Consider the following 26525-nt stretch of genomic DNA (forward strand, 5'->3'; position numbering starts at 1 on the left):
CCGCCGTTCGTGCCGCCGGCCCTCGGGCCGTACCGTTGGTAGGGCCACGACGTCGTGATATGAGGCGAGGAGTTCACTTGGCTGGCAATCTGACGCGCGATGAGGCGCGGGAGCGCGCCCGGCTGCTGACCGTCGAGTCGTACGAGGTCGATCTCGACCTCACGGCGGGAGCGGAGACGTTCGTCTCGGACACCACGATCAGGTTCGGCTGCGCCGAGCCCGGCGCGTCCAGCTTCGTCGATCTCCACGACGCGACGGTCCGCGAGATCACCCTCAACGGCAGGGCGCTCGACCCCGGGTCCTACGACCCGGAGAAGGGCCGCATCCCGCTGCCCGGCCTCGCCGCCGAGAACGAACTGCGGGTGATCTCCGACAACGCCTACTCCCGCACCGGCGAAGGGCTCCACCGCTTCGTCGACCCGGTCGACCAGGAGGCGTACCTCTACACGCAGTTCGAGACCTGCGACGCGCACCGCATGTACGCGTGCTTCGACCAGCCGGACCTGAAGGCGCGGTTCGAGCTGAGCGTGACCGCCCCGGAGCACTGGCAGGTCATCACCAACAACGCGCCCGACCGCGCCGAGGGCGGCCGCTGGCACTTCCCGGCGACGCCCGGCATCTCCACCTACATCACCGCGCTGGTGGCCGGCCCGTACCACGTGGAGCGTGACGAGTACGTCGCCGACGGCCAGCGCATCCCGCTGGGCGCCTACTGCCGGGCCAGTCTCGCCGAGCACTTCGACGCCGACGCGATCTTCGAGGTCACCAAGCAGGGCTTCGACTTCTTCCGCCGCGCCTTCGCCCGGCCGTACCCCTTCGACAAGTACGACCAGCTGTTCGTACCGGAGTTCAACGCGGGCGCGATGGAGAACGCCGGCTGCGTCACGTTCCTGGAGGACTACGTCTTCCGGTCGCGGGTCACCGACGCGGCCTACGAGCGCCGCGCCGAGACGATCCTGCACGAGATGGCGCACATGTGGTTCGGCGACCTGGTCACCATGCGCTGGTGGGACGACCTGTGGCTGAACGAGTCGTTCGCGACGTACATGAGCGTGCTCTGCCAGTCGGAGGCCACCCGGTGGACGGGCGCCTGGACGACCTTCGCGAACCTCTGGAAGACCTGGGCGTACCGCCAGGACCAGCTCCCGTCGACCCACCCGATCTCCGCCGACATCCCCGACATCCGGGCGGTCGAGGTCAACTTCGACGGCATCACGTACGCCAAGGGCGCCAGCGTCCTCAAGCAGCTCGTCGCCTACGTCGGGCGTGACAACTTCTTCAGCGGCGTCCGCGCCTACTTCGACCGGCACGCGTGGGGCAACACCTCGCTGTCCGACCTACTCGACGCCCTCGAGGAGACCTCGGGCCGCGACCTCACCTCCTGGTCGAAGGAGTGGCTGGAGACCGCCGGCGTCAACACGCTGCGCCCGTCGTACGAGGTCGACGACGAGGGCCGCTTCACCTCGTTCGCGGTGCTGCAGGAGGCGCCGGAGAACCACCCGACGCTGCGCTCGCACCGGGTGGCGATCGGCCTGTACGACCGGACCGGCGAGGGCATCGTGCGCCGCAGGCGGGTCGAGCTCGACGTCGTCGGTGCCCGTACGGAGGTCGCCGAGCTGGTCGGCGAGAGCCGCCCGGACCTGGTGCTGGTCAACGACGACGACCTGACCTACGCCAAGGTCCGCCTCGACGAGCACTCGCTGCGCACGCTCGTCGACGGCATCGGGGAGATCGCCGAGGGGCTCCCGCGGGCACTGTGCTGGTCGGCGGCCTGGGACATGTGCCGTGACGCGGAACTGGCCGCGCGCGACTACGTCCGGCTGGTGCTGTCCGGCATCCGCGGCGTCACCGACGTCTCGGTGGCCCAGACGCTGCTGAGGCAGGCCCGGCTGGCGACCTCGCAGTACGCCGACCCGGCGTGGCGGGAGACCGGCTACCGCCTGCTCGCCGACGAGCTGCACACCCTGCTGACCGAGGCCGAGGCCGGTTCGGACTGGCAGCTCGCCTACACCCAGGCGTTCGTCTCGGTGGCCACCTCCGACGAGCACGTCGCGTACGTCCGCGGTCTCCTCGACGGCTCCGCGACCCTGAACGGCCTGGTCGTCGACACGGACCTGCGCTGGTCGCTGCTGCGCCGGCTCGTCGTCCGCGGTGCGGCGGACGCGGAGGAGGTCGAGGCGGAGCTGCGCCGGGACGCGACCGCCGCGGGCGAGCGGCACGCGGTCGCCGGCCGCGCCGCGGTCCCGACGGCCGAGGCCAAGGCCGCGGCGTGGGAGCGCATCATCGGCGGCGAGCTGCCGAACGCGCTGTTCCGCGCCACGCTCGGCGGCTTCGTCGACACCGACGACACCTCACTGCTGGAGCCGTACGTCGAGAAGTACTTCGCCGAGGTCGGCCGCGTCTGGTCGTCGTGGTCCAGCGACATGGCCAGCACATTCGCCGAGACGGCCTACCCGTTCCTGGTGATCTCGCCGGCGACGATCGACCGCACCACGGCGTACCTCGAGGCGGAGAACCCGCCGCCCGCCCTGCGCCGCCTCCTCATCGAGGGGCGCGACGGCGTCGCCCGCGCCCTGCGGGCCCGGGAGAAGGACCGCCAGAGCGCCTGAGCACCAGCGCGAAGAAGGCCCGGCCGGTTCCCCGGCCGGGCCTTTCCTTCGCGGTCGGCGGTGTCATCAGGCCTGGTAGGCGGCGGACCGCTGGCGCTGCCGCTGCCGGGTGCCCAGGACGTGCTCGACCAGGGTGATGAGCACCTGCTTGACCGACTCCCGCTCCCGGGCGTCGCAGGTGATCACCGGCACGTGGGGGTCGAGGTCCAGCGCGCTGCGGACCGCCTCGATGTCGGGCTGGGCCGCGCCCTCGAAGCGGTTGAGCCCGACGATGAACGGCATGCCGCGGCGCTCGAAGAAGTCGATCGAGGAGAAGCAGTCGGCCAGCCGCCGGGTGTCGGCGAGGACGACCGCGCCGATCGAGCCGACGGCCAGTTCGTCCCACATGAACCAGAACCGCTTCTGGCCCGGCGTTCCGAACACGTACAGGACGAGGCCGTCGCCGAGCGTGATGCGGCCGAAGTCCATCGCGACGGTCGTGGTGGTCTTCTGCTCGACGCCGGAGGTGTCGTCGACGCCGACGCTCTCGGAGGTGAGCATCTCCTCGGTGCGCAGCGTCTGGATCTCGCTGACGGTGTTGACCAGGGTGGTCTTGCCCGCCCCGAATCCACCGGCGACCAGCACCTTGACCGCGAGCTGGGTTCCCATCTGCATCTTCAGTACCCGCTTTCATTGGAACGGGCGCCGTGGTGGAGGCGCGAGGAGACGGCGTCCGCGTCCGGGGCCATGGCTGCGCTGAGCCAGGGCAGCCAGTCGGAAATGCCGGTCGGAACGGACCGCTGCGGCGTCACTAGCAAATCTCCTCTTTCTGCCTTCGTGCTGGTATGTCGCCCGACGGCCGCCGGTACGTCACCCGGCCTGGGCGGGAGCGCCGCCCGGCCCGTCGCCCCGGCCGCCGTCGCGGCCGGCCGGGCCACCTGTTCGCTGCGGCGGCGCCGAAACCGGACGATCGCCGTGTCAGCCGACATGATCTCACTGAGAGCGAACCAAGATCCATCAATTGGAATACGGATTTGTAACTGCGCGGTTCGGGTCGCCGCATCCCCGCCGGCTCCCGCCCTGCCCACCGGGGATGCGGCTCCGGCGCGGGAATCCCGGCCGCGGGCGGCGGTGATGACCCCCATGGCATGGCAAAGTGAACGGGTGGAGACGGCACGGGAAGTACTCACGACACTCGCCAGGCGCTACGCCTTCGGGGACCTCGCCGCGTTGTGCGAGGCCGGGGCGGCGGGGCTGCGACCGGACATCGCCGCCGAGGTCCGGCTGCTGTGCTCGTTCGGCCAGCGGCTGATCGACCTGGACGCCGAGGACTTCGGCGTCCCGGAGGTCACCGGCGATCCGGTCGTCGACGCCCACAAGGTGCCGGACCACCTGCTCGCCCGCGCCCGGGCCAGCAGGATGCCGCAGTCGGCCAAGGAGCGCACGCGCGGCGCCCTGCGGACGCTCCGCCCGGCGTACGGCCTGCTGCTCGAGGTGATCGAGGCGCGCTGGCGGCGGCGGGAGATGGCGGCCCTGGTCGCCGCCCTGCACATCGCCTCGGAGTACCTCCCGCTGCTGGCCTGGGAACCGGTTCTCGGCCACGCCGGCGACCCGGCGCTGCTTCCGGCGGCGGTCGCCGGCGACGGCAGCAGGTTCGGGATCATGCCGGAGCCGGGCCGGCCGCGCGAGTGCGACCTGACGCGTCCCGAGCAGTCCGCCGCCGAGCGCGCGCTGCGGGTGGCCGGTGAGCCCGGCCCCGGCTGGCGGGCCTACCTCGACCGGCAGCACAGCACGCTCGCGTCCGCCCTCGGCCGCTGCGCGGCGTCCTGCCGCACCCCCTGCGACGTGACCACGCGCCTGTCCTCCGACGTGCTGGAGTCCCTGACCGCCCGATGCCGGCTGGCCCAGGAGTTCGCCGACGGCGCGCTCGTCCGGCTGCGCCACGCGGCGCCGGTCGGGCACGGCTTCGGGGTGCCGAGCCCCGAGGAGGTCGAGGAGGCGTGGGCGCGCACCCGCCGGTCGGTCGGCAACCAGCCGCTCGGCCGCGCGGTCACCGACCCCGGCACCGCCTACTGCCTGCCCGGCCTGCCCGAGTTGTTCTCCGCGGCCGCCGGGCGCCCGATCCTGCCCGACACCCTGCTGCACGACGTCGCCGCGCACATCGTCGCGATCCTCGATCGTTAGCCGAACGCGGCCGGCGACCGAGCCGGCCGCGAACGGAGCCGAGCGGCGCGAACGACCGCGCCGGCCTGGGACGAGGGCCGGGCGGCGCCCGCGGTTCGTCAGCCGAGGACGGGGCCGAGCGCGGCCGGCAGCCGCGGGTGGCGGGGAAGGTCGTCGAGCAGCACGGGATGCCCGGCGGCGTCGGCGAGGGGGATCCGCCAGTTCGGGTACTCATCCGTCGTGCCCGGCTGGTTCTGCGTGCGGCGTTCGCCGACCGCGTCCGCCAGCGAGACGCCGACCAGCCGCGCCGGCGTGCGCGCGAGGAACGCGTGCAGCGCCGCCGTCATGTCGGCGGTGTCGAGGCCGAGCGAGGTCAGGAGTTCCTTCCACTCGCCCAGGAATCGGGCGAGCTCGCCGTACTCGTCGGCCGCGGGCCGGGTGAGCAGGCCGAGGCGCTCGCGCAGCGCGATGTGGTCACCGTTCAGGTACCCGTCGATGGGCGGCATGTCGTGGGTGCCCACGGTGGCCAGGCACAGCTCCCGCCACCGCTCGGGCGGCAGCGGAGCGCCGTTCTCATCGCGTTCGAACCAGGCCATCGAGGTGCCGAGCACCCCGCGCTCGGCGAACACGTCCCGCATGTACGCCGCCACGGTGCCCAGGTCCTCGCCGACGACCACGGCCCCGGCCTGGTGCGCCTCGTACAGCAGCACGCCGAGCAGGTCGCCGAAGGGGTAGGAGACGTACGTCCCGTCGGCCGGGGAAGCGCCCCGCGGCACCCACCACAGCCGGAAGACCTGCATCGCGTGGTCGAGGCGGAGCCCGCCCGCGTGCCGCAGCACGTGGCGGAGCATCTCGCGGTACGGCGCGTACCCCGCCGCGGCGAGCCGTTGCGGGTGCCAGGGCGGCTGCCCCCAGTCCTGGCCGCGCTGGTTGAACTCGTCCGGCGGCGCGCCCACACTCATCCCCGACGCGAACAGATCCTGGTACGCCCACGCGTCCGCCCCGCCGGGGTCCACCCCGACGGCCAGGTCGTGCACGACCCCCAGGTCCATGCCGGCCGTGCGCGCGGCGCCCTGAACGGCGGCGAGCTGCTCGTCGAGCCACCACTGCAGGCGACGGTGGAACTCCACCCGGCCGGCGCGGCGCTCGCGCTCGGCCGCGACCGCCGCGGACCGCGGGTCGTGCAGCTCGGCCGGCCAGGACGGCCAGTACGACCCGTGCTCCTCCGCCAGCGCGGACCAGGTCGCGAAGGCGGTCAGCGCCTCGCCCTCACGCTCGCGGAACGCGGCGTACGCCGCCGCGCGCTCCGGCGTGAGCGGCACCGCGGCCAGGAGCTCCAGCGCCGCGCGCTTCGCCGTCCAGGCCGCGTCCCGGTCGATCTCGCCGGTCTCCCGTGACCGGGCCCGCTGCGGCCCGGCGAGCTCGTCGATCCGGCGCCGCGCGTCCGGGTCGGCCGCGGCGTACTCGGGGACCTCCTCCGGCCGCAGGTAGAGCGGACTGGTGTAGCGGCGGCTCATCGGCAGGTACGGCGACGGCCGGACCGGCGGCGCCGGCTCCCCCGCGTGCAGCGGGTTGACCAGGACGAAGCCCGCGCCGAGTTCGCCGCCGCTCCAGGTCGCCAGCTCCCGCAGGTCGGCGAGGTCGCCCATGCCCCACGACCGGCTCGACCGCACGGAGTAGAGCTGGGCCATCAGGCCCCAGGCGCGCCCGCCGGGGTCGGGTGCCCTCGACGGCGCGACGAGGAGCGGGGCGACCTCCTCCCGCTCGCCGCGCCGGGCCCGCACCCGGTGCCATCCGAGCGGTGTCCCGGGCGGCAGCGGGTACGCCGTGCGGAACCCGGCGGCCTCCGCCGACGTGGCGGGCGGCCGGCCTGTCACGACGGCGGGCGCCGTCTCCCCGGCGGCGAGGCGGAGTTCGCCGCCGGTGGCGAGCTCGACCCGGATCTCGGCGTCGTCCGCCGCGAGCAGGTCCTCTCCGGCGAAGACGACGGCGGTGGGCGGGAGCAGCCGGGAGCGGCGCTCCCGGTCGATCCGCCCCCGTTCCCGGCGTACGGCCTCCGGAGAGGACACGTCCGCGCCCAGCGCGGTGAGCACCGCCGTGATGGTCGTCTCCGGCACGTCGGCCGGCCGGCCCCGCCAGTCCATGTAGGAGGTCTCGACCCCGTACGCGGCGGCCAGCGCGTTCAGGTCCTCGGTGCCCTCTGCCACGGTGCCCTCTCCCCCGGTTCCGTCGTCCTCGCCGGTCCTCACGATGCCTACGATGCCCCGCCGTTCAGTCCCAAATCGCGGGATGACGATGCGCCCACGGACGCGCCTCCTCCAGCTGCGCCGACAGGGCGATCAGCGTCGCCTCGTCGCCCATCCGGCCGGCGAGCATGACGCCGATCGGCAGTCCGCCGTCGGTCCAGTGCAGGGGGACGTTGACCGCGGGCTGGCCGGTGACGTTGTAGATCGACGTGAACGGCGTGAAGAGCGTCTGGCGCAGGAAGTTCTCCTCGGGCCCGACCTCGTCGAAGTGGCCGATGGGCACGGGGGGCAGCGCGAGGGTCGGCTGCAGGATCACGTCGTAGCGTTCGAGGAGCGGCAGTCCCGACCGTACGGCCAGCTGCAGGGCCGCCTGGGCGCGCAGCAGCTGCGGCGCGGTGACCTCGTTGCCCCGCTCGCGGAGCCAGCGGGTCAGCGGGCGCAGCAGCTCCTCCTTCTCGGGCGGGACCGGGGTCATCGTGGCCATGGACGCCCAGAGGGCCGCGAAGTGGGGCATCAGCTCGTCCTGCCACGGCGGGTCGATGTCCTCCACCTCATGGCCGAGTTCCGCCAGCAGCCCGCTCGCGGACTCGTACGCTGCCAGGCAGTCGGGGTGCACGGGGGCGCCGGGGACCGGGGGGACGGCGCTCCGCGCGACGCGCAGGCGTCGCGGCGGCCGGTCGGCTGCCTCCAGGAAGGTCCCCTCCGGCGGCGCGGCGTGGTACATGTCTCCCGGAGCGTTCCCGGCCATGACGTCGAGGAGCAGGGCGGCGTCGCGTACGCTCCGGGCGATCGGGCCGCTGGTGGCCAGGCCGACGAGGTCGGGGGCGATCGGGCCCGGGCTGATGCGGCCGCGCGTCGGCTTGATCCCGAAGAGCCCGCACACGCTGGCCGGGATCCGGATGGACCCGCCGCCGTCGCTGCCGTGCGCGGCGGGCGCGAGGCCGGCCGCGACCGCCGCGGCGGCGCCTCCGCTGGATCCGCCGGCGGAGCGTTCGAGGTCCCAGGGGGTGCGCGCGGGGGGCGCCACCTCGTTCTCGGTATAACAGGGCAGTCCGAATTCTGGCGTATTGGTCTTCCCTAGGAGAATCGTCCCTGCCTGGCGCAGAAAAGTCACGACGTTGTCGTCGGTGAATGCCGTGAAGTCGGCAAAGGCCGCCGAGCCGAGCGTCGTGCGGACGTCCTTGACCATGTTGAGGTCCTTGACCGGGATCGGCACGCCGAGCAGCGGGGCCTCCTCGCCGGACATGACCGCCCGCTCGGCCGCCTTGGCCTGGTCGCGCGCGAGGTCGGCGGTCACGGTCACATAGGCGCCGACGGCGTCGGAGAGGCGGTCGATGCGGTCGAGGTAGTGCTCGGCGATGTCGACGGGTGAGAGCTCCCGGCCGCGGATCGCGGCGGCCTGCTCCCGAACGCTGAGATCGTGGATATGCGTCACAAGTGAAAACGGTACGCCCACCGAAAGTTGCAGCAGAGCAGTGGGGGATGGGATTTATCTACCCGGGTAACATGCCACTGAACCACGCATGCGCGGAGACAAAAGTATCAACCGGACACGACTATGCACTCGGCGCGGGCTCTGGTTACGCTTCGCAGCAGGAAAGATCATGTGTGCTGCAGTCCATCGAGCACGGAGTGTCGACATGGCCAGTGTGGAGCGAGGCGAGTCCACTCAGACGTCCACACGCGAGCACCCCGACGACGAACGTCCGATCGAGCCGCCCGGTGGCGGAGGCTCGGCCGGAGGTCCTGACGAGGGACGCCCGCCCAGGCGGCGGAGGGAACAGCCGATCGGAGGCCGGATCAGCGATCCACAGATCCAGCGCTGGATGATCCGGGCGGGCGCGGCCGCCGTGCTGGGCCTGCTGTTCGCGATCGTCTTCGAGATCCGGATCGGCCTGGCCGTGGCGGTGCTCACCGTGATCGTCGACATCGTCCGGCGGTCACGCCAGCACTCCAGCGTCGAGGCATGGCGCAAGCCGTCGGTCGCGGAACGCCGGACCGAACGGCAGTTGCGGAGCATGGAGAAGGCCGGCTACCGCGCCCTGCACGCCCGCGCCGTCCCCCGCGACGACGAGGGCGTCAGCGACGGCCAGATCGACCACCTCGTCATCGGGCCGACCGGCGTGTACGCCGTCGACTCGGAGAAGTGGGACAAGCGGCTGCCCGTGCGCGCGCTGTCGCACCGCAAGCTGTTCCTCGGGCCGTTCAACAAGAAGGAGCGGCTCGACGAGGCCCGCTGGGAGGCCGACCAGGCGAGCAAGCTGATCAGCGCGGAGCTCGGCTATGAGGTGCCGGTGCAGCCGTCGCTGGCCATCTACGGCCCGGCGATCTCCTGGAAGGTCCTGATGGTGCGCAACGTCGACGTCTACTCCGGTGGGCGGGCCCGCAACTACCTGCGCCGCAGGCCCAAGATCCTCACCGCCGTGGACATCGAGCGGATCTACAACGCCGCCGAGCGCGTGCTACCCCCGAAGTACCCCGACTCCGACGCGGACTGACCCCTCCCCTCCTCGTGCCCGGAGCCTCGATCGCGCGACCCGGATGTCTCGGAAACTGAGACCACCGTCTCATCCGGGCCGCCGACCCCATACGATCGAACTCTGAGCACAAACGATGGGAGAGGCAGATGCCCCCGCTGAGGTCACGAACGGTCACGCACGGCAGGAACATGGCGGGCGCCCGGGCCCTCCTCCGGGCCACCGGCGTAGCGCGCGAGGACTTCGGCAAGCCCATCATCGCGGTCGCCAACAGTTTCACCGAGTTCGTTCCGGGCCACGTCCACCTGCGCGAGGTCGGCCAGGTCGTCGCCGCCGCGGTGAAGGAGGCGGGCGGCGTCCCGCGCGAGTTCAACACGATCGCGGTCGACGACGGCATCGCGATGGGCCACGGCGGCATGCTGTACTCCCTGCCGTCCCGCGAGCTGATCGCCGACGCGGTCGAGTACATGGTCAACGCGCACTGCGCCGACGCGCTGATCTGCGTCTCGAACTGCGACAAGATCACGCCGGGCATGCTGATCGCCGCCATGCGTCTCAACATCCCGACGGTGTTCGTCTCCGGCGGGCCGATGGAGGCGGGCAAGCCGGTCGACGGCACGACCAAGCTCGACCTGATCGACCCCATGATCGCCGCCGCGGACGAGTCGGTGTCCGACGAGACCCTCGCCCAGATGGAGGAGAACGCCTGCCCGACCTGCGGGTCCTGCTCGGGTATGTTCACCGCCAACTCGATGAACTGCCTGACCGAGGCGATCGGCCTGTCCCTCCCCGGCAACGGCACGGTCCTCGCGACGCACGCGGACCGCAAGAAGCTGTTCGAGGACGCCGGGCGGCGCGTCGTCGAGATCGCCAACCGGTATTACGCCGGGGACGACGAGTCCGTCCTCCCGCTGAACATCGCGACCCGCGACGCCTTCGAGAACGCCATGGCACTCGACGTGGCCATGGGCGGCTCGACCAACACGATCCTGCACCTGCTCGCCGCGGCCCGTGAGGCCGGCGTCGACTTCGGCCTGAAGGAGATCGACGAGCTCTCCCGCCGCGTGCCCTGCATCTGCAAGGTCGCCCCGGCCACCGCGAAGTACCACGTCGAGGACGTCCACCGGGCGGGCGGCATCCCCGCGATCCTCGGCGAGCTCGACCGGGCCGGGCTGCTCAACCGCACGGTCCACACGATCCACAGCGGGTCCCTCACCGAGTTCCTCGATGCGTACGACGTCCGCTCCTCCAAGGTGCGCCCGGAGGCCGTGGAGCTGTTCCACGCCGCGCCCGGCGGAGTCCGCACCACCAGGCCGTACAGCCAGGACAACCGCTGGCAGGAGCTCGACCTCGACCGCGAGCAGGGTTGCATCCGCGACGCGGAGCACGCCTACACCAAGGACGGCGGCCTGGCCGTGCTGTACGGCAACCTCGCCGTCGACGGCGCGGTCGTCAAGACCGCCGGCGTCGAGGAGGCCCTGTGGACCTTCGAAGGCCCGGCGGTCGTCTTCGAGAGCCAGGAGGACGCCGTCGAGGGCATCCTCGGCAACAAGGTCAAGCCCGGCGACGTCGTCGTCATCCGCTACGAGGGCCCCAAGGGCGGCCCGGGCATGCAGGAGATGCTGTACCCCACGTCCTTCCTCAAGGGCCGCGGGCTCGGCAAGGCCTGCGCGCTGATCACCGACGGGCGGTTCTCCGGCGGCACCAGCGGCCTGTCCATCGGCCACGCCTCCCCGGAGGCCGCGGCCGGCGGTGACATCGCCCTGGTGGAGGACGGCGACCGGATCGTCATCGACATCCCGCGCCGCGAGCTCCGCCTCGACGTGCCCGCCGACGAGCTCCAGGCCCGCCGCGAGCGCCTCCTGAAGGAGCTGGGCTCCTTCCGGCCGCGTGACCGGCACCGCCCGGTCAGCGCCGCGTTGCAGGCGTACGCCGCGATGGCCACGTCCGCCTCCACCGGCGCCGCCCGCGACATCTCCCAGCTCGGCGGCTGACCCCTCCGGCAGACGACCCGCGGCGAGCGCGGCAGACCACCCGCGAACGCGACCGCCCCGCCCGGGATGATCCGGGCGGGGCGTCGTCGTCCAGGGGATTCGCGCAGGTCGCGGATTTCACCGCGACCGCGTCGGTCGTGCGCGCGCCGTGCTCAGCCGCGGGTGGCGCCGACGAACTGCATCAGGCCGTACGAGCGCTGGCGCAGGCCGGTGAAGCCACGGCCCCGGAGGGCGTAACAAAGGTCGTCGGCGCCGAACATCCGGATGCCGGCCAGCCGCCCGAGGACGGAGCTGCCCAGGCCGATGACGGGCAGCTCCGGCCGCCGGGTCGTCAGGAACACGGCCCGGCCGCCGGGCCGCAGCACGCGGGTGATGCCGTCGACCGCCGTCCACGGGTCGTCGAACAGGTAGAGGCCGCCGAAGCAGCACACCGCGTCGAAGACCCCGTCGCCGAACGGCAGGTCCGCCGCGTCGCCGCGGACGTACGCGACGTCGGCGGCGCCGTTCTCGCCGCGGCGGCTCGGCCGCACCGTGTCGGCCACGGCACGGTCGAGCATGGTCGCGGAGGCATCGATGCCCACGACGAGGCCGTGGCCCGTCATGCCGGCCGCCAGCGCGCGGGTGACGTTGCCCGGGCCGCAGGCCACGTCGAGGACGGTGCCGTCCGGAGTCGCGGCGAGGTTCAGCCAGTCGCGGGCGAGGGTGTACTCCTCCTCGATGTCCGGGCCGAGCGGGCCCTTGAAGACACCGAAGATCACCGGTCGCCACAGATCCTCGTAGATCCTGGGCAGGAAACCGGACCGCATGAGGCGCTGCGCGATCGTGTCGTGCGGCCGCGCCTCGCCGAGGAGGTCGAGGTAGCCACGCGACACGTCCGGTTCCCCGGGCGGCCGGTCCAGCAGCGGCAGGACGCGGTCCAGGGCGTTCGACCGGCCACCCCCGCTCGCCTCGCTCATGGCCGGGAAGCCTCCTCCTCGATCGTGAGCCCCGTGTGGGCCGCCATGAAGGACAGCGTGTCCACGCTCAGCTCGATCGAACGGCTGACGGCGCGGGCGCCGTGCCCGACCTCGGCCTCGTTGCGCAGGAGGATGGGCCCGCCCTCCTCCGCGCACGCGTGCTGGAGCGCCGCGCACATCTTGCGGGCGTGCAGGGGGTCGACGCGGGTGTCGCTCTCGAACACGGTGAACAGGGTCGCCGGGTAGATCACGCCCTCCCGCACGTGGTGGTACGGGGAGTAGGCGTACAGCCAGGCGAACTGCTCGGGGTCCTCGACGGAGCCGTACTCGACGTTCCAGGTCTGACCGAGGCCGAACCGCTCGTACCGCACCATGTCGAGCAGCGGCGCCGAGCAGACCGCCGCGGCGTACAGGTCGGGCCGCTGGGTGATCGCCGCGCCCACGAGCAGGCCTCCGTTGGAACCGCCGGAGATCGCCAGCCCGTCCGCCGTGGTCCACCCGTCGGCGATCAGCTTCTCGGCGGCGGCGTGGAAGTCGTCGAAGACGTTCTGCTTCTTGCCCAGCATCCCGGCGCGGTGCCACTCCTCGCCCTCTTCGGAGCCGCCGCGCAGGTTGGCGACCGCGTAGACGCCGCCGGCCTCGACCCACGCGAGCGTCCCCGCGGAGTACGCGGGAGTCAGCGGGACGTTGAAGCCGCCGTAGCCGTACAGGATCGCCGGCCGGGGCTCGCCTGGCACCGCGTCGGCGCGGGCGACGATGAGCATGCGGACCTCGGTGCCGTCCTTGGAGGTGTACGTCACCTGGCGCGCCTCGACGTCGGGAACGTCGACGGTGCCGGGCGGGGCCGCCCAGAGCGTCGTCTCGCCGGTCGCGGCGTCGAAGTGGTAGACCGACGACGGCGCCGTGTGGTCGACGTAGGTGAACCACGCCTCATGGCCGCCCTCGGGGCGTTCGACGATCCCGCCGATCGAGCCGAGGCCGGGCACGGGGACCTCCCCGATCCGCTCCCCGGTCGCCAGGTCGTGGATGGTGATCTCGCTGATCGCGTGGCGGGTCCATCCGGCGAGGAGGATCGGCCGGTCCAGGTCGTCGAGGATCGCGAAGTCCGACAGGACCGCCTCGGCGTCCTCGGGGATCAGGTCGCGCCAGGTGCCGGGCGACACGTCGGCCGGGTCGGCGACGCAGAGCCGGCCGCGCGGCGCGTCCAGGTCGGTGAAGGCGTACGCGCGGCCGTCGCGCCCGACGTGCACACCGGTCTCGGCGTCGATCCCCTCCTGGACGACCCGCAGCTCCGGGGTCTCCGGGGCGGACGTGCTCAGGTCGGCGATCCACAGGTCGTTGCGCGGCGCGGTCCCCTGAGAGGAGGAGAGGGTGAGCCAGCGGCCGTCACGGCTGACGCCGACGCCGTAGTAGTTGGTCTTCTCCCGCCCCTCGCCGAAGATCATCATGTCGTCGGTCTCGGGGTCGGTCCCCACCCGGTGCAGGTACACGCGGCGGTGGTACTGGTCCTCCCCGGCCGGGACCCGGTCGGCGGGGAGCCGGCGGACGTAGTAGTACGCCTCGCCGCCCGGCAGCCAGGCGACCGGCGTGTAGCGGCACCGCTCGATCGGTCCCTCGACCGTCTCGCCGGTGGCGACGTCCATCACGTACAGCTTGGACTCCTCGTCGCCGCCGTGGGACAGCTGGTAGGCCAGCAGGCGGCCCTCCTTGTCCGGCTGCCAGGAGTCCAGCGTCGTCGTGTGCGACGGGTCGAGCGCCATCGGGTCGATCAGCGCCCGCTCCGCACCGCCGGGGTCGACGGTGTAGAGGACGGCGTGCTCCTGCTCCGCGGTGCGCCGCATGAAGAACCGGCGCTCGCCCCGCCACACCGGAGCGCCGACGCTGCCGGCGCCGAGCAGTTCGCGCACCCGGGTCCGCAGCCGGTCCCGGCCGGGCAGGTCGTCGACCTCACGGTGGAACAGCTCGTCCTGCGCCGTAAGCCACTTCTTGGTGTCGTCGGCGTTCGGATCCTCCAGCCACCGGTAGGGATCGGCGACACGGTGACCGTGGATCTCCTCCACGATGTCCTGACGATGCGCGGACGGGTACGGCGGTCGGCTCATGAGTCGCACTTTACGAGGTCGGCGGAGCCGCCCGTGCGTGGCGTGGCGCTTTCCCCATGGTCGCCGCACCAAGAAAGATGTGGGGCGCGTCTTTCCACGTCGATCGGGGGGAACAATGAAGGACACGCATGACCCGTGCAGACCGGTCTCGCGGGGTGGCGGTCACGCCCGCCGTACCGCGGCGGGACTGGCCGTGGCCGGCCTCGCCGCCGCGGTCCTGAGCGGCGGGCCCGCGCACGCGCGCACGCCCCAGCCGCCGCGTCCGGCGCCGCAGCAGGACCTGAGGCGGCCGGCGCACCCGGGTCGCACGCCGCAGCCGTCTCCGTCGCCGTCACGTACGGCTCGGCCGACGCACGTGCCAACGCCGTCGCGCTCGGCTCAGCCGACGCACGCGCCGTCCCAGACGGCCCGGCCGGCGCGTGACGGATCCCGGCGCTCGCAGGAGGCACCGGGCGGGCACCGGGCGAAGGGAGCGGACCTTCACCTCGTCTTCGACCGGCCCGCGGCCGCCGGGAAATCCGGCGTCCTCTGGCGCTGGACGCTCGTGAACGAGGGAGCCGGCGCCGCCGACGAGGTCATCGCGGCCCAGACGGTCACGTCCGGCCACAAGATCCTCGGGCTGTCGAAGCCCTGCGCGTCGGAGCACGAGACGGCCGTGTGCCGGTACGACACGATCGGCGCCGGGGAGAAGCGCACCGGCTGGACCAGGACCACGGGCAGTCTCGCGGGCGGCCCGCTGCGCGTCGACGCGAAGATGACGTGGCGCGACCGGCCGACCGCCGCGGACACCGGGGCCCAGAGGAACCACCACCCGGGCCACTGACCGGCCGGGCCGCCTCCCGGGCGTGTCTCCAGCGAATACCACGATTTATGGGTAGCGCGATCGGCATCTCAGCAGCCACACTGATTGCAACTCTGGGTATCACCCGTGAGGAGGTCCTCGTGGCGGGTGCGCTGGTGAGAACGACCGACGAGCCTCATACCGAGGCGCGCTGGAGCGCGGCCCGGGAGGCGGCCGGCACCTGCGGCGCGGGGGCCGTCTGATGAGACAGGTCCTGCTGCTCAACGCGACGTACGAGCCCCTGACGACCCTCCCCCTGCGGCGTGCCGTCTGCCTGATCCTGCGGGAGAAGGCGGAGATCGTCCACCATGACGCCTCGGGGGCGAGGCTGCATTCGGCCTCCGTCGTCGTCGAGATGCCGTCGGTGATCCGGCTCCTGCGCTACGTCCGGATTCCGTACCGACAACGCGTGCCGCTCACCCGGGCGGCGCTCATGCGGCGCGACAACTTCCGGTGTGCCTACTGCGGCCTTCGCGCGGAGACGATCGACCACGTCATCCCGCGCAGCCGCGGCGGCAAGCACGTCTGGGAGAACTGCGTCGCCTCCTGCATGCCTTGCAACCATCGCAAGGCCGACAAACTCCTTGAAGAGATCGGCTGGAGCCTGCGTTTCGTCCCGTCCGTTCCGCGCGGGGCGCACTGGCGGCTGATCGGCCTGGTCAACGACGGCGATCCCCAGTGGGCGCCCTACGTCTCCGAACCCGCGGCCTGACCGCTCCGAACGGCGGACGGGGCATGACGGGCGGGCGGTGACGTCGTACGCTGTGGCCGTGCCACGTTACGACTACCGTTGCCGCGCCTGTGGCGCGACGTTCGAGGTGTCCCGCCCGATGGCCGAGGCGTCCGCCCCGGCCGCCTGCCCCGACGGTCACGACGACACGGTGAAGCTGCTGTCCACGGTGGCGGTCACCGGCGGTACCACCGCGGCCCCGCCCAGGAGCGGCGGCTGCTGCGGTGGCGGCTGCTGCGGCTGAGGGTCCACGCCCGGCGGCGTCCCTCCGGCGGGCGCCCCATCGCTGTGATGTGGGCGACGGTGAGCGGACCGGGACCCGCGTCCGCGCGGCGTGACGTGAGCGGCGGCGGGTCTGCACCGCCGCCGCTCACGGCCCCCTTGCCCCGGCCGGGCGCCCGCCGCGCGGACGCCCGGCCGGAGTCGTTGATGTCCGCGGCCCTCGCCATGACCGGCCTCCTCGGCCCGGCCACGTGACCGGCGGCCTTCGTGCCGCCACGTGACGGCGGTCCCGGCGCGGCCGCGTGTGGCGGGCCGTCCCGGGACCGCCGTCACGTGGCCGCCGGCGTGGCCGGCGGACACCGCGTACGGGCGGTCTCCCCCCGCCAGGGCACCACCCGTACGCGGCGCTCACCGCACGGGGCCCGCGCGTCCGCGCGGCATCTCCCCGTGCAGATCTTTCTCGAGGTAGACGGTGACGGTGCCGCCGGTGACCTTGCGGTCGACCTCCCGCCAGGCGAACCTGCGGTACAGCGCGAGCGCGGCCCGTTGCCGCACCGTCGTGTCGGCCCGCAGCACGCGGTAGCCGAGTTCGGCGGCGCGCTGTTGCAGGACGGTGACGAGCACCGCGCCGTAGCCCCGGCCCTGCAGGTCCGGCCGGACCCGCAGGCGCACCATCTCGGCGGTGACGTCGTCGACGCGCCGCAGCCCGCCGAGTGCCGCCACCTCGCCGTTCACCTCTCCGACGAGGAACTCGCCCCGGTCACGGAGATAGATCTCCTCGATGCGCGCGAAGTCGTCGTCGTAGTAGACGCCGTCGCCCGGACGCACCCCCACCCGGAACAGGCACTCCTGATGGAGGGCGAACACCGCCTGGTGGTCACGGGCGGTGTAGCGCCGCAGGAGCAGGCCGGCGGACTCCCACTCGGGCGGGTCGTACGACAGCCGCCGCACGCGCGCCGAGACGCCTCCCGGCAGGCGGGCCACCCGTCAGGCCTGCTTCCGGGCGATGCCCGCCGTGGCCGGACCGGCGAGTGCGTCACGGAACTCCTGGGCCGCCCGGATGTCGCCGTACTGCGAGACGACCGCGCTGGCGAGCTGGCGGGCCCGGTGGATGACGATGTCGGTCCGGTGCGCGGCGGACACCGCGAGGATGGTCTCCTTGGCGGTGCGCAGCGCCTCTTCGGGCTCTCCTTCCTGGAGACGGCACGACGCCCGGTCGAGCCAGATGAGCGTGCGATCGAGCTCCTCGGTCGCGGGATAGAGGGTCAGTGCCTTGCGGAGCGTCTCGTCGGCGTTGCCGTGGTCGCCGAGGTTGGTGTAGGTGTCGCCCATGTGAAAGGCCAGCTGGCGCTCGGTGTAGCCGAAGGCGGTGTCCTGCACCTGGTCCTTCCCTAGCTGGGAGAAGACCGTCTGGCCGCGGGTGATCGCGCGCTTGGCGCTGGGGACCGCCTCGTTACGGCCCCGTTTGACGAGCATGCCGAGGGCGCGGGCCTCGACGATCGGCGCCATGGCGCCGGCCACGCTGGGTACGCGGCCGGCCAGGTCCTGCGCCCGGCGTGCCAGCTGCAGCGCCTCCCGGGGGTCGCCGTAGTACATCGGCACGAGCGCCTCGCGGACGCTCACCCAGGCGCGGAGCGCCCGGTCGCCGGTCTCGTCGGCGGCCGTCCGCGCCGTGCGGAAGAACGAGCGGGAGAGGCGGTGATCGCCGAGGTCGATCATGATGACGCCCGACAGGCCGGACAGTTGCGCCGCGATGCGGCACAGGCGTTCCTGCAGTTCGATCGGCTGCCGTTGCTCGCACATGCGGCGGACCTCGCTGAAGTCCAGCAGGACGTCGCAGAGCAGCCGCAGCGGCGGGGTGGACATGTACTGCTGTCCGTACCCCTGGACGGTCTCCTCCCACTGGTCGAGCATGGTCGGTGACACCGAGGCGTTGACCAGGGTGTCGTCCATACGGCGGCGGATGCCGTCCACCGCCCCCAGGATCTGGCCGTCGAGCACCACGCCTGCTCCGGCCAGGAGTTGCAGGAGAGTTCGCCGAAGCACTATGTCCTCCTCGTCCCCGTCCGTGCCGGTCCCCGGGTCTTCGGCGCGGTAGTGGACCCGGGAGAGGTGCGGACCGGAGGTTCGGTCGAATTTCGTCGCCCAGTCGCTGCCGCCGGCGACGACGCCTCGTGGCCCGACCACGCTGTCGGGCTCGCGAGCGCCGGTCTCCTGGGCGCCGGCACGTGGGCGGTCGTGCCGGTTGCCGCAGACGCACGGCCCTTGGAAGCCGAGGTCCGCGGGCTCTACGCGGTAGACGCCGCAGAGATAGTGCAGATATTCGGGACCCGGGCGCTTGTAGCCGCTCTCGTACGCCGACAGCAGCGTCTCACCGAGCTTGGGAAGGGGTTTGCCTTCCAGTTCGTACAGCGCCCTGACTTGGGCGACGACATCGGACAGTGCGATGCCGTGCGCGAGTCGCTGGGCTTTGATCGGACTGGTTCCGAAGATCGGCGCGCATTGATCGTGAATTTCCCGCGCGATCTCCGGTGGCGCGAGGCCCTGGGCCAGCCCGCGGGCACGGATACGACGTGCCGTATCAGCCTCTTTGCGAGGTGGGTCCTTTTTGCGGGGATCTGTTACTTCTGCTCGTGGGAGATCTGTTCTTGAGGGTTCTGTTCTCGGGGGATCTGTCATTCCCGGCCTCCTCGGGGGGAAGAGCCGACCGGATGATTCATGGCCACGGAGATGAAATCTCGCGTACGCAGCGTAACTCTGGCATCGCGATCCGCCAACTGATTCAGTCAGAAAGGCGCGCGATACGGTCGCAGTCCCCATACCGGAGCAGAAAAAGCTTCATCGCGAGTTGAGAAACCTCTACCCGAGTCGACGGATGTTGGTCCCCTACCGCCGGGAGCGTCCCTTGACCCCCTCCCACCGGACTTGCGATTCTCGCACCGCGTAACGAGGTGAGTTCACCGGGTGAGCGAGGGAGGCACGCTCCGTGTTCGACGAACGTCGACTGGGATATCTCGAAGGACTGGCGCGGGAATTAGGCGAACGCGGTCTGGTGGCGCGCGTGGTCCGCAGCCGCTCCGGCCCGGCGTTCTGCCGGGTCGTCAACCCGGACGCCGCGAGCATGTCGGAGAACGTCACGTGCGCGCCGGCGCCGGACACCCCTGACCAGCGGTCCTGGTACTTCTGGTGGTCCTGGGGAGAGCCGATGCACGACGTCGAGGACCCCTGCGGCGCCGCCGTCAAGGTGGCCCGCGTCCTGGAGGCGCACGGCGCCTGAAGAGCCCCCCGCGGAGCCTGTTGCCAGTGGCGCGGACCGACCGGCTCCGCGGGGCCCGCTCAGAGCGCCCGTCCACCCGATGGCACCGGGGACGTCCCGCCGTCGCCTACGATCCATCCCGTAGGTTCGCCGGTCCAACACGGTCGCCCAGCACGGGGACCACCCGGGAGGATGTCTCGTGTTCGCGCGTCTTGCGATGTCTGTTCTGCCGTCCCTGAGCGGAAAGACGTCACTCACCAGCGCCTGCGCGGACGACCCGAGGCCGAAGGACCCCGGCCACATCACCACCGGGTGCCGGCTGACCTGGAACATCACGCACAACGGCGACCTCGCCCACTGGTACCACGTGTGGCTGGACGGCAGCAGCCCGATCACCTGGACCGTGAAGGTCGTCCTCACGATCGTGATCGCGTACGTCCTGCGCAGGCTGACGCACAAGCTGATCACCAAGGTCACGACCCGGATGGCCGAGGGCACCATGCCCGAGCGGCTCCGCGAGAAGACCCGCACCATCTTCGACGGCAGTCCCGTCCTGGTCAGCGAGCGGCGCAGGCAGCGGGCCGAGACGATGGGGTCGGTGCTGCGCAGCATCTCCTCGGTGATCATCCTCGGCGCCGCGACGCTCACCGTGCTGGGGTACCTCGGGCTCAACCTCACGCCCTTCCTGGCCAGTGCCAGCATCATCGGCGTCGCCGTCGCCTTCGGCGCGCAGAACCTCGTCAAGGACTTCCTCAGCGGCATGTTCATGCTGCTGGAGGACCAGTACGGCGTCGGTGACGTGATCGACGTCGGGAGTGCCAAGGGCACGGTCGAGGCGGTCACGCTGCGCACGACGCGCCTGCGCGACGCCGACGGCGTCGTCTGGTACATCCCGAACGGAGAGATCAAGCGGGTCGGCAACGAGTCGCAGAACTGGGCCCGCGTCGTCCTCGACGTCCCGGTCGAGTACGACGTCGACCTGGACAAGGTCCGGACGATCCTGAGCGAGACGGCGTCGGTCATGGCCGCCGAGCCCCCGTGGGACGAGATCATCCTGGAGGAGCCGACGGTCTGGGGCATCCAGGCGCTGTCCAACGAGGCGGTCGTCGTCCGCGTCGTCTGCAAGACGACCCCCGGCCGGCAGGGGGATGCCGCGTCGGAGCTGCGCGAGCGCCTCAAGAAGGCGTTCGACTCGGCCGGGTTGACCATCGCGGCCTTCACGGCCGCGTAGGCTGGGGCAGGTCATGACACAAGAGGTCACTTTCTACGAAGCGGTCGGCGGCGAGGAGACCTTCCGCCGCCTGGTCCACCGGTTCTACGAAGGGGTGGCCGCAGACCCCCTCCTGCGCCCGCTGTATCCCGAAGAGGATCTCGGGCCGGCCGAGGAGCGGCTCCGGCTCTTCCTGATGCAGTACTGGGGCGGTCCGCGGACGTACGGCGAGCGGCGCGGCCACCCCCGGCTGCGCATGCGGCACGTGCCGTTCCGGATCGGCGAGGCCGAGCGCGACGCCTGGCTCGGCCACATGCGCGACGCCATCGACGAGCTGGAGCTTCCCGAGCCGCTGGAGACGATGCTCTGGGACTACCTCGTGATGGCGGCGAACAGCCTGATCAACGCGCCCGGCTGACCCATGCCCGCACGCGGCTCGCCGCCGCGGCGGCCGTACGGGCCGGTGCGCCGGCTCCCCCCGTACGGGTCCGTGCCCACACGGCCGTACGGGCCGGCACGCCGGCTCACCGCGTACGGGTCCTCCGGGGCGGCGCGACCGCTCAGCGCGCGGGGGTCGCCGCCGAGGAGGGCGTACGGGCCGGCGCGCGTTCGGCTCGTACGGGGAGCAGCAGGCCCGCGACGACGGGGAACGCCACCGCGATCGCGAAGGCCGTCCCGTAGTCCGACCCGCCGATGAGGGAACCGAGCACCGGCGGGGTCGCCGCGGCGAGGAGGTTCTGGCCGGTGTTCTGGAAGCCGAGCGCCCGCCCGGCCCAGGTCCGTCCCGCGTACTCCGCGACCGCCGTGAAGGCCAGCCCGTTGGGGGTCACGGTGATCACCGAGGCGACGACGAGGATGACGGTGGCGGCTCCCCAGCCCGCCAGCGCGCCGATCGTCAGGGCCAGCATCACGGCTCCGATTCCCAGCGCAAGGACGCGCATCGGGCGCAGTCTGCTGCCCGCGCGATCGGACCAGTGGCCGACGGCCAGCCTGGCCGCGGCGCCGCCGAGCTGGGCGGCCGCCAGCAGCCGGCCGGCGGTCCCGGCGTTCCAACCCTGCGCGTCGACGAGGTAGACGAGGGCGAACGCGGACACCGTGAACTGCGGGACCACGAGGAGCGCGCTCGCGGCGTGGATCCGCCACAGCACGGAGGTGCGGTACGGCGAGCGGCCGCCGTGCGGCTCGTCGCCCTCCGTACGTGCCGGGTCGCGAACGAGCACGGCCACCAGCAGCGCGGCGGCGAGGCAGCAGCAGCCGAGGAAGACCAGGCCACCCGCGAGCCCCGCTCCGGCCGCGAGAGGCGGCAGGACGAGGGCGGCCAGCCCGACGCCCAGCGGCTGCCCGGTCTGGCGCACGCCCATGGCCAGACCGCGCTCGTGGGCGGCGAACCAGCCGAGGATGAGCCGGCCGCTGGCCGCGTGGATCGACGCGCCGCCCGCTCCGGCGAGGAAGAAGCAGACGCCGAGCGGCACCGGATGGTGGACGGTGGCGGCGGCCAGCAGCGCGGCGCCGGCGATCGTCAGGCCGGTGGCGAGGACGACCCGCTCGCCCCAGCGGTCGGCGGCCACGCCCCACAGCGCGAGCGAGACGAGGAGGCCCGCGACCGGGCAGGAGATCAGTGTCGCGGCCCGGCCGAGGGAGAGACCGGCGTCGGCGCGCAGGGCGGGGATGAGGTACGGGAGGCCGTACTGGTAGGCGCACCCGGCGACCATGGCCAACAATCCGACCCCGAGGACCGACCACCGTCTGTTCATATGTTGATATTAGCGTATCAACATATGAGACAGCCCGCGCGGGTGAGACCGCGGAACGCGACGCGCCACCGGCCCCTCGCAGGGGACCGGTGGCGCGTCATGCGGACGACGGGCGCGTCACGGCGTACGGCCGGGCCGTGAGCGGTCTCCCGTCACAGCGGGGGACGCTGGGCGAGGATCGGGTCCTCGGCGACCTGCGCCGGGACCGAGAGGGTCCGCGCCTGCTGCGACGAGGAGACGCCGGCCCAGCGGAGCAGGTCCGCGGTGGCCCGCGCGCGCTGCGCGTCGGACAGCTTGGAGATCAGCCGCCCGCTGTGGTTCTGGCCCGGCGCGACGTACACGGCCGAGTCACGGCTGCCCGGGCCGACGCGGAACGGCTCGGCGCCCCACGGGTCGTTCTGGCCGTAGACGAACATCATGTGGGTCGCGTGGGTGCGGACCCAGTGGTCGATGTCCTTCATCGCCGACGGGTCGAACCGCATCGGGATGTCACCCGGCACGTACGTCCGCGGCTGGTAGGTGCTCTCGTAGCGCAGCAGCGGGCGCAGGTGCTTGAACTTCGGCGACGGCCAGCCGAGCTGCGTGCCCGCCTGGTAGTAGTACGGGATGTACGGCTCCAGGCCCTGGTCCGTGTAGGTCAGCGCGCCGGAGATCGTGTCGAAGAAGGAGTAGATCTCATCCGTCGAGGCGGTCGCCGCCGGGACGTCCTCGCACTCCGACTGCAGGTGGTACTGCCAGAAGCCCCACTCGAAGTCCATCACCGAGTTCTCGAAGGCCCGGTCGACGGTCTTGAGGATCTTCCAGGTCTGGCCGGCCTTCTGGGCGTCGGCGCTCATCCGCGCGAGGATCTCCGGGCGCCGCTTGAGCAGTTCGCGCTGCAGGCTCTCCAGGTTGGCGCGGCACTTCGGGTCGGTGCCGACGGTCTTGAAGAACCGGTCGTACGCGCTGTCGTCCTTGTTGTTAACGTCGTTGGGAGCGACGTAGGCGACCGTGCCGTCGACGTCGGACGGATAGAAGCGCTTGTGGTAGGTGGCGGTCATACCGCCCTTGCTGGCGCCGGTCGAGATCCACTTGCCGTGGTAGACGGTCTTGAGGACCTTGATCAGCCGGTGCTCGTCGGTGGCGGCCTGCCAGATCGTGTCCTTCGTCCACACCGGCGGCTCGGGCCGCGACGGCGTGAAGTAGCGGTACTCCACCGAGATCTGGTTGCCGTCCACCAGCGCCGTGGGCTCCGACAGGAACATCGTCTCCGGCGTGTTGTAGCCGCTGGTGTAGAGGACCATCGGCCGGTCGGCGGACTTGTGCTCCAGCAGGACCCGCTGCTCGAACCAGCCGCGGTCCGGGTGGCGGTGGTCGATCGGCTGACGGTAGTTCAGCCAGAACCAGCGGTAGCCCGAGAGCGTGGAGGTCTTCTCCTGCACCGTCATGCCGGGGATCGCCTTGAGCCTGGTCAGGACGTCGTCGTCCCCGCCCCGGGCCGACGCGGCACGCGCGGTACCGCCGGCGCCGCCCAGTCCGGCGGCCAGCAGCAGCGCCAGCACTCCTCGAGAGAGGTTGCGCATTCTTACCCCTTTTGTGTCGGATCGCGAGAATGCAACCGCGACATTACGGGGCAAAGCAGCGACAAAAGCCGATCTCCTCGGCGTTCGTTACGGAACTGTCGCTCGGGTCCCGCCGGTCACACGAGGTACTGCCGCAGGAAGGCGGCCTCCTCGTCGTCGAAGCGCCGGGTCCGGCCCTGCTCCAGGTCGTAGCCGACCATCACGGAGACCGCCCGCGCGTACACGTGCTCGTCGTCGCACACCTCGTACGCCAGGCGGAAGGACGCCGCGCGGATCTCCGTGACCCGCGTCTCGACGCGCACCGGCTCGGGCCGCAGCAGCAGGGGCCGCCGATAGTCGATCTCGTGCCGCGCCACGACCAGGCCGTGCAGGGGCCGCGGGCGTCCCTCGCGGTCCGGGTCGGTGTAGAACATCGCCACCCGGGCGTCCTCGAGGTACGTCAGGTACCGGCAGTTGTTCACGTGGCCCAGGGAGTCGATGTCACCGAACCGTACGTGGAACTCGTGCACGTGGACACGCGGCGTGCCGACGTGACCGGGGTCGAGAACAGGCTGGGTCATCGTCCGTCCATCTCAGGTGATCGGCTCGAGGGCACCGGCGGCCGGACACTCCCGAACTCGGGTGAGCGCCCGGAGGCGCCGGGGCAGGGCTCTCACGGCGGGCCGGAAGGGAACGGGCCGCGGGACCCGGAGGTCGCGCGGCCCGTCGTCGTGGCGTGTCAGCGGGTCAGCTTGCGGTGGGTGACGCGGTGCGGGCGGGCCGCCTCGGCACCGAGCCGCTCGATCTTGTTCTTCTCGTAGTCGGCGAAGTTGCCCTCGAACCAGAACCAGTTCGAGCCCTCTTCCCACGCCAGGATGTGCGTGGCGATGCGGTCGAGGAACCACCGGTCGTGCGATGTGATCACGGCGCAGCCGGGGAACTCCAGCAGGGCGTTCTCCAGCGAGCCGAGCGTCTCGACGTCCAGGTCGTTGGTGGGCTCGTCCAGCAGCAGGACGTTGCCGCCCTGCTTGAGGGTGAGCGCGAGGTTGAGGCGGTTGCGCTCACCACCGGACAACACGCCGGACGGCTTCTGCTGGTCCGGGCCCTTGAAGCCGAACGCCGCGACGTACGCCCGGCTGGGCATCTCGACCTGGCCGACCTTGATGTGGTCGAGCCCGTCGGAGACGACCTGCCAGACGTTCTTCTGCGGATCGATGCCGCCCCGGCTCTGGTCGACGTAGGAGATCTTGACGGTGTCGCCGACCTTCAGGCTGCCCTCGTCCGGCTTCTCGTCCGCGGTCACGCCATCGGGCGCGCCCGCCCCGGCCGCATTGACGATCATGCGGAACAGCGTGGTCTTACCGACGCCGTTGGGGCCGATGACACCGACGATGCCGTTCGGCGGCAGGTTGAAGGACAGGTTCTCCATCAGGAGGCGGTCGTCGAAGCCCTTCGTCAGGTGCTCGGCGACGATCACCGTGGTGCCCAGGCGCGGGCCCGGCGGGATCTGGATCTCCTCGAAGTCGAGCCTGCGGGTCTTGGCCGCCTCCGCCGCCATCTCCTCGTACCGCTGGAGACGGGCCTTGCTCTTGGTCTGGCGGGCCTTCGGGTTGGAGCGGACCCACTCCAGCTCCTGCTCCAGGCGCTTCTTGCGCTTGATGTCCTTCTGACCCTCGACCTTGAGGCGCTCGGCCTTCTTCTCCAGGTAGGTGGAGTAGTTGCCCTCGTAGCCGACCAGCCGGCCCCGGTCGACCTCGCAGATCCAGCCGGCGACCCTGTCGAGGAAGTAACGGTCGTGAGTGACCGCCAGCACCGTACCGGCGTACTTCTCGAGGTACTGCTCCAGCCACTGCACGCTCTCGGCGTCGAGGTGGTTGGTGGGCTCGTCGAGCAGCAGAAGGTCCGGCGCCTCCAGCAGCAGCTTGCAGAGGGCCACGCGGCGCCGCTCACCACCGGACAGCTTGGTCACGTCCGCGTCCGCCGGCGGGCACCGCAGCGCGTCCATCGCCTGCTCGAGCTGACTGTCGAGGTCCCAGGCGTTGCGGTGGTCCAGCTGCTCCTGAAGCTTGCCCATCTCCTCGAGCAGCTCGTCGGAGTAGTCGGTCGCCATCTGCTCGGCGATCTCGTTGAACCGGTCGAGCATCGCCTTGGTCTCGGCGACGCCCTCCTCGACGTTGCCGAGGACGGTCTTCTCCTCGTTCAGCGGCGGCTCCTGCTGCAGGATGCCGACGGTGAACCCCGGCATCAGCCGGGCCTCACCGTTGGAGGGCTGCTCGAGGCCGGCCATCATCCGCAGCAGCGTGGACTTACCGGCGCCATTGGGGCCGACGACACCGATCTTGGCCCCGGGCAGGAAGCTCAGGGTGACATCGTCCAGGACCACCTTGTCGCCGTGCGCCTTGCGCACGCGCTGCATCGTGTAGATGTACTCCGGCATGGTGTCAA

Annotated in this window: 21 protein-coding genes and 1 pseudogene; 11 read left to right on the top strand and 11 right to left on the bottom strand. The window is 71.7% G+C overall.

The window, feature by feature from the left end; translation table 11 throughout:
* The first annotated feature begins 77 nt into the window (after nt 1-77).
* The gene (gene pepN, locus NE235_RS33670; RefSeq protein ID WP_252810301.1) at nt 78-2609 is read left to right on the top strand and encodes an aminopeptidase N; all 2532 of its coding nucleotides are present in this window, start codon (nt 78-80) and stop codon (nt 2607-2609) included.
* Between the two features lie 66 nt (nt 2610-2675).
* Here pepN and NE235_RS33675 read toward each other — a convergent pair whose 3' ends face one another.
* On the bottom strand, nt 2676-3263 hold the full coding sequence (locus NE235_RS33675; protein ID WP_252810304.1) for a GTP-binding protein: 588 nt from the start codon (nt 3261-3263) through the stop codon (nt 2676-2678).
* Nucleotides 3264-3731: 468 nt separating this feature from the next.
* Between NE235_RS33675 and NE235_RS33680 the strand changes: the two genes are divergently transcribed.
* Nucleotides 3732-4772 (top strand): hypothetical protein, encoded by a 1041-nt coding sequence (locus NE235_RS33680; protein WP_252810306.1) that lies wholly within the window; start codon nt 3732-3734, stop codon nt 4770-4772.
* A 98-nt stretch (nt 4773-4870) separates the two neighbouring features.
* Here the strand turns inward: NE235_RS33680 and malQ are convergent, their stop codons facing one another.
* Nucleotides 4871-7000, bottom strand: a complete 2130-nt coding sequence (malQ, locus tag NE235_RS33685) for a 4-alpha-glucanotransferase (RefSeq protein WP_252810308.1) — start codon at nt 6998-7000, stop codon at nt 4871-4873.
* A gap of 22 nt (nt 7001-7022) precedes the next feature.
* Nucleotides 7023-8432: an amidase gene (locus tag NE235_RS33690; RefSeq protein ID WP_252810310.1), complete on the bottom strand. Its 1410-nt coding sequence runs from the start codon at nt 8430-8432 to the stop codon at nt 7023-7025.
* 205 nt (nt 8433-8637) lie between these two features.
* On the opposite strand from NE235_RS33690, the gene NE235_RS33695 reads away from it, so the two are divergent.
* Nucleotides 8638-9495, top strand: a complete 858-nt coding sequence (locus NE235_RS33695; RefSeq protein ID WP_252810312.1) for a nuclease-related domain-containing protein — start codon at nt 8638-8640, stop codon at nt 9493-9495.
* 128 nt (nt 9496-9623) lie between these two features.
* Nucleotides 9624-11468, top strand: coding sequence for a dihydroxy-acid dehydratase (gene ilvD, locus NE235_RS33700; protein WP_252810314.1), 1845 nt, complete (start codon nt 9624-9626; stop codon nt 11466-11468).
* Between the two features lie 152 nt (nt 11469-11620).
* Here ilvD and NE235_RS33705 read toward each other — a convergent pair whose 3' ends face one another.
* Together NE235_RS33705 and NE235_RS33710 are read right to left on the bottom strand one after the other, a co-directional pair.
* Nucleotides 11621-12424 carry a class I SAM-dependent methyltransferase gene (locus tag NE235_RS33705; protein WP_252810316.1) on the bottom strand — a complete coding sequence of 268 codons (804 nt, stop codon included), beginning with the start codon at nt 12422-12424 and terminating at the stop codon, nt 11621-11623.
* The gene (locus NE235_RS33710; RefSeq protein WP_252810319.1) at nt 12421-14526 is read right to left on the bottom strand and encodes a prolyl oligopeptidase family serine peptidase; all 2106 of its coding nucleotides are present in this window, start codon (nt 14524-14526) and stop codon (nt 12421-12423) included. The genes NE235_RS33705 and NE235_RS33710 overlap by 4 nt, the downstream gene beginning before the upstream one ends.
* 355 nt (nt 14527-14881) lie before the next feature.
* Here NE235_RS33710 and NE235_RS33715 point away from each other — a divergent pair, with 355 nt between their 5' ends.
* The 3 genes from NE235_RS33715 (at nt 14882) to NE235_RS33725 (ending at nt 16341) form a co-directional block, all read left to right on the top strand.
* Nucleotides 14882-15349: a hypothetical protein gene (locus NE235_RS33715; RefSeq protein WP_252810321.1), complete on the top strand. Its 468-nt coding sequence runs from the start codon at nt 14882-14884 to the stop codon at nt 15347-15349.
* Between the two features lie 220 nt (nt 15350-15569).
* Complete coding sequence (locus NE235_RS33720) at nt 15570-16079, top strand: HNH endonuclease (RefSeq protein WP_252810323.1); 510 nt, start codon at nt 15570-15572, stop codon at nt 16077-16079.
* Nucleotides 16080-16137: 58 nt separating this feature from the next.
* Nucleotides 16138-16341: an FmdB family zinc ribbon protein gene (locus tag NE235_RS33725; protein WP_252810325.1), complete on the top strand. Its 204-nt coding sequence runs from the start codon at nt 16138-16140 to the stop codon at nt 16339-16341.
* 386 nt (nt 16342-16727) lie between these two features.
* Here the strand turns inward: NE235_RS33725 and NE235_RS33730 are convergent, their stop codons facing one another.
* Together NE235_RS33730 and NE235_RS38485 are read right to left on the bottom strand one after the other, a co-directional pair.
* The gene (locus tag NE235_RS33730) at nt 16728-17303 is read right to left on the bottom strand and encodes a GNAT family N-acetyltransferase (protein WP_252810326.1); all 576 of its coding nucleotides are present in this window, start codon (nt 17301-17303) and stop codon (nt 16728-16730) included.
* A gap of 3 nt (nt 17304-17306) precedes the next feature.
* Entirely contained in the window at nt 17307-18365 is a 1059-nt protein-coding gene (locus NE235_RS38485) for a tetratricopeptide repeat protein (protein ID WP_252810328.1), read from the bottom strand.
* Between NE235_RS38485 and NE235_RS33740 the strand changes: the two genes are divergently transcribed.
* The 4 genes and pseudogenes from NE235_RS33740 to NE235_RS33755 all read left to right on the top strand — a co-directional run.
* Nucleotides 18342-18971 carry a hypothetical protein gene (locus NE235_RS33740; RefSeq protein ID WP_252810330.1) on the top strand — a complete coding sequence of 210 codons (630 nt, stop codon included), beginning with the start codon at nt 18342-18344 and terminating at the stop codon, nt 18969-18971. The two genes, NE235_RS38485 and NE235_RS33740, sit on opposite strands and share 24 nt — an antisense overlap.
* 334 nt (nt 18972-19305) lie before the next feature.
* A complete protein-coding gene (locus NE235_RS33745) occupies nt 19306-19596 on the top strand; it encodes a hypothetical protein (RefSeq protein ID WP_252810332.1) in 291 nt (96 codons plus the stop codon).
* A gap of 196 nt (nt 19597-19792) precedes the next feature.
* Nucleotides 19793-20806: a mechanosensitive ion channel family protein gene (locus tag NE235_RS33750; RefSeq protein ID WP_252810335.1), complete on the top strand. Its 1014-nt coding sequence runs from the start codon at nt 19793-19795 to the stop codon at nt 20804-20806.
* Nucleotides 20807-20819: 13 nt separating this feature from the next.
* Nucleotides 20820-21197: pseudogene (locus tag NE235_RS33755) on the top strand (globin); the annotation flags it as partial.
* 148 nt (nt 21198-21345) lie between these two features.
* Here the strand turns inward: NE235_RS33755 and NE235_RS33760 are convergent.
* From NE235_RS33760 to ettA, 4 genes are all read right to left on the bottom strand, one after another.
* Nucleotides 21346-22539, bottom strand: coding sequence for an MFS transporter (locus NE235_RS33760; RefSeq protein WP_252810339.1), 1194 nt, complete (start codon nt 22537-22539; stop codon nt 21346-21348).
* 152 nt (nt 22540-22691) lie between these two features.
* The gene (locus NE235_RS33765) at nt 22692-24101 is read right to left on the bottom strand and encodes a S28 family serine protease (protein ID WP_252810341.1); all 1410 of its coding nucleotides are present in this window, start codon (nt 24099-24101) and stop codon (nt 22692-22694) included.
* A gap of 116 nt (nt 24102-24217) precedes the next feature.
* A complete protein-coding gene (locus NE235_RS33770; protein ID WP_252810343.1) occupies nt 24218-24661 on the bottom strand; it encodes an acyl-CoA thioesterase in 444 nt (147 codons plus the stop codon).
* Nucleotides 24662-24819: 158 nt separating this feature from the next.
* The gene (gene ettA / locus NE235_RS33775) at nt 24820-26517 is read right to left on the bottom strand and encodes an energy-dependent translational throttle protein EttA (RefSeq protein WP_252810345.1); all 1698 of its coding nucleotides are present in this window, start codon (nt 26515-26517) and stop codon (nt 24820-24822) included.
* Nucleotides 26518-26525: the final 8 nt, after the last annotated feature.

Source organism: Actinoallomurus spadix (assembly GCF_024055725.1).
GTDB classification, from domain to species: domain Bacteria; phylum Actinomycetota; class Actinomycetes; order Streptosporangiales; family Streptosporangiaceae; genus Actinoallomurus; species Actinoallomurus spadix.

What these genes read in the sequence shown, in the direction of transcription:
- NE235_RS33675 (WP_252810304.1), bottom strand. Translation starts at nt 3,263, where the DNA reads ATGCAGATGGGAACCCAGCTCGCGGTCAAGGTGCTGGTCGCCGGTGGA.
- NE235_RS33680 (WP_252810306.1), top strand. Translation starts at nt 3,732, where the DNA reads ATGGCATGGCAAAGTGAACGGGTGGAGACGGCACGGGAAGTACTCACG.
- NE235_RS33695 (WP_252810312.1), top strand. Translation starts at nt 8,638, where the DNA reads ATGGCCAGTGTGGAGCGAGGCGAGTCCACTCAGACGTCCACACGCGAG.
- ilvD (WP_252810314.1), top strand. Translation starts at nt 9,624, where the DNA reads ATGCCCCCGCTGAGGTCACGAACGGTCACGCACGGCAGGAACATGGCG.
- NE235_RS33705 (WP_252810316.1), bottom strand. Translation starts at nt 12,424, where the DNA reads ATGAGCGAGGCGAGCGGGGGTGGCCGGTCGAACGCCCTGGACCGCGTC.
- NE235_RS33710 (WP_252810319.1), bottom strand. Translation starts at nt 14,526, where the DNA reads ATGAGCCGACCGCCGTACCCGTCCGCGCATCGTCAGGACATCGTGGAG.
- NE235_RS33720 (WP_252810323.1), top strand. Translation starts at nt 15,570, where the DNA reads ATGAGACAGGTCCTGCTGCTCAACGCGACGTACGAGCCCCTGACGACC.
- NE235_RS33750 (WP_252810335.1), top strand. Translation starts at nt 19,793, where the DNA reads ATGTCTGTTCTGCCGTCCCTGAGCGGAAAGACGTCACTCACCAGCGCC.
- NE235_RS33760 (WP_252810339.1), bottom strand. Translation starts at nt 22,539, where the DNA reads ATGAACAGACGGTGGTCGGTCCTCGGGGTCGGATTGTTGGCCATGGTC.
- NE235_RS33765 (WP_252810341.1), bottom strand. Translation starts at nt 24,101, where the DNA reads ATGCGCAACCTCTCTCGAGGAGTGCTGGCGCTGCTGCTGGCCGCCGGA.
- NE235_RS33770 (WP_252810343.1), bottom strand. Translation starts at nt 24,661, where the DNA reads ATGACCCAGCCTGTTCTCGACCCCGGTCACGTCGGCACGCCGCGTGTC.
- ettA (WP_252810345.1), bottom strand. Translation starts at nt 26,517, where the DNA reads ATGCCGGAGTACATCTACACGATGCAGCGCGTGCGCAAGGCGCACGGC.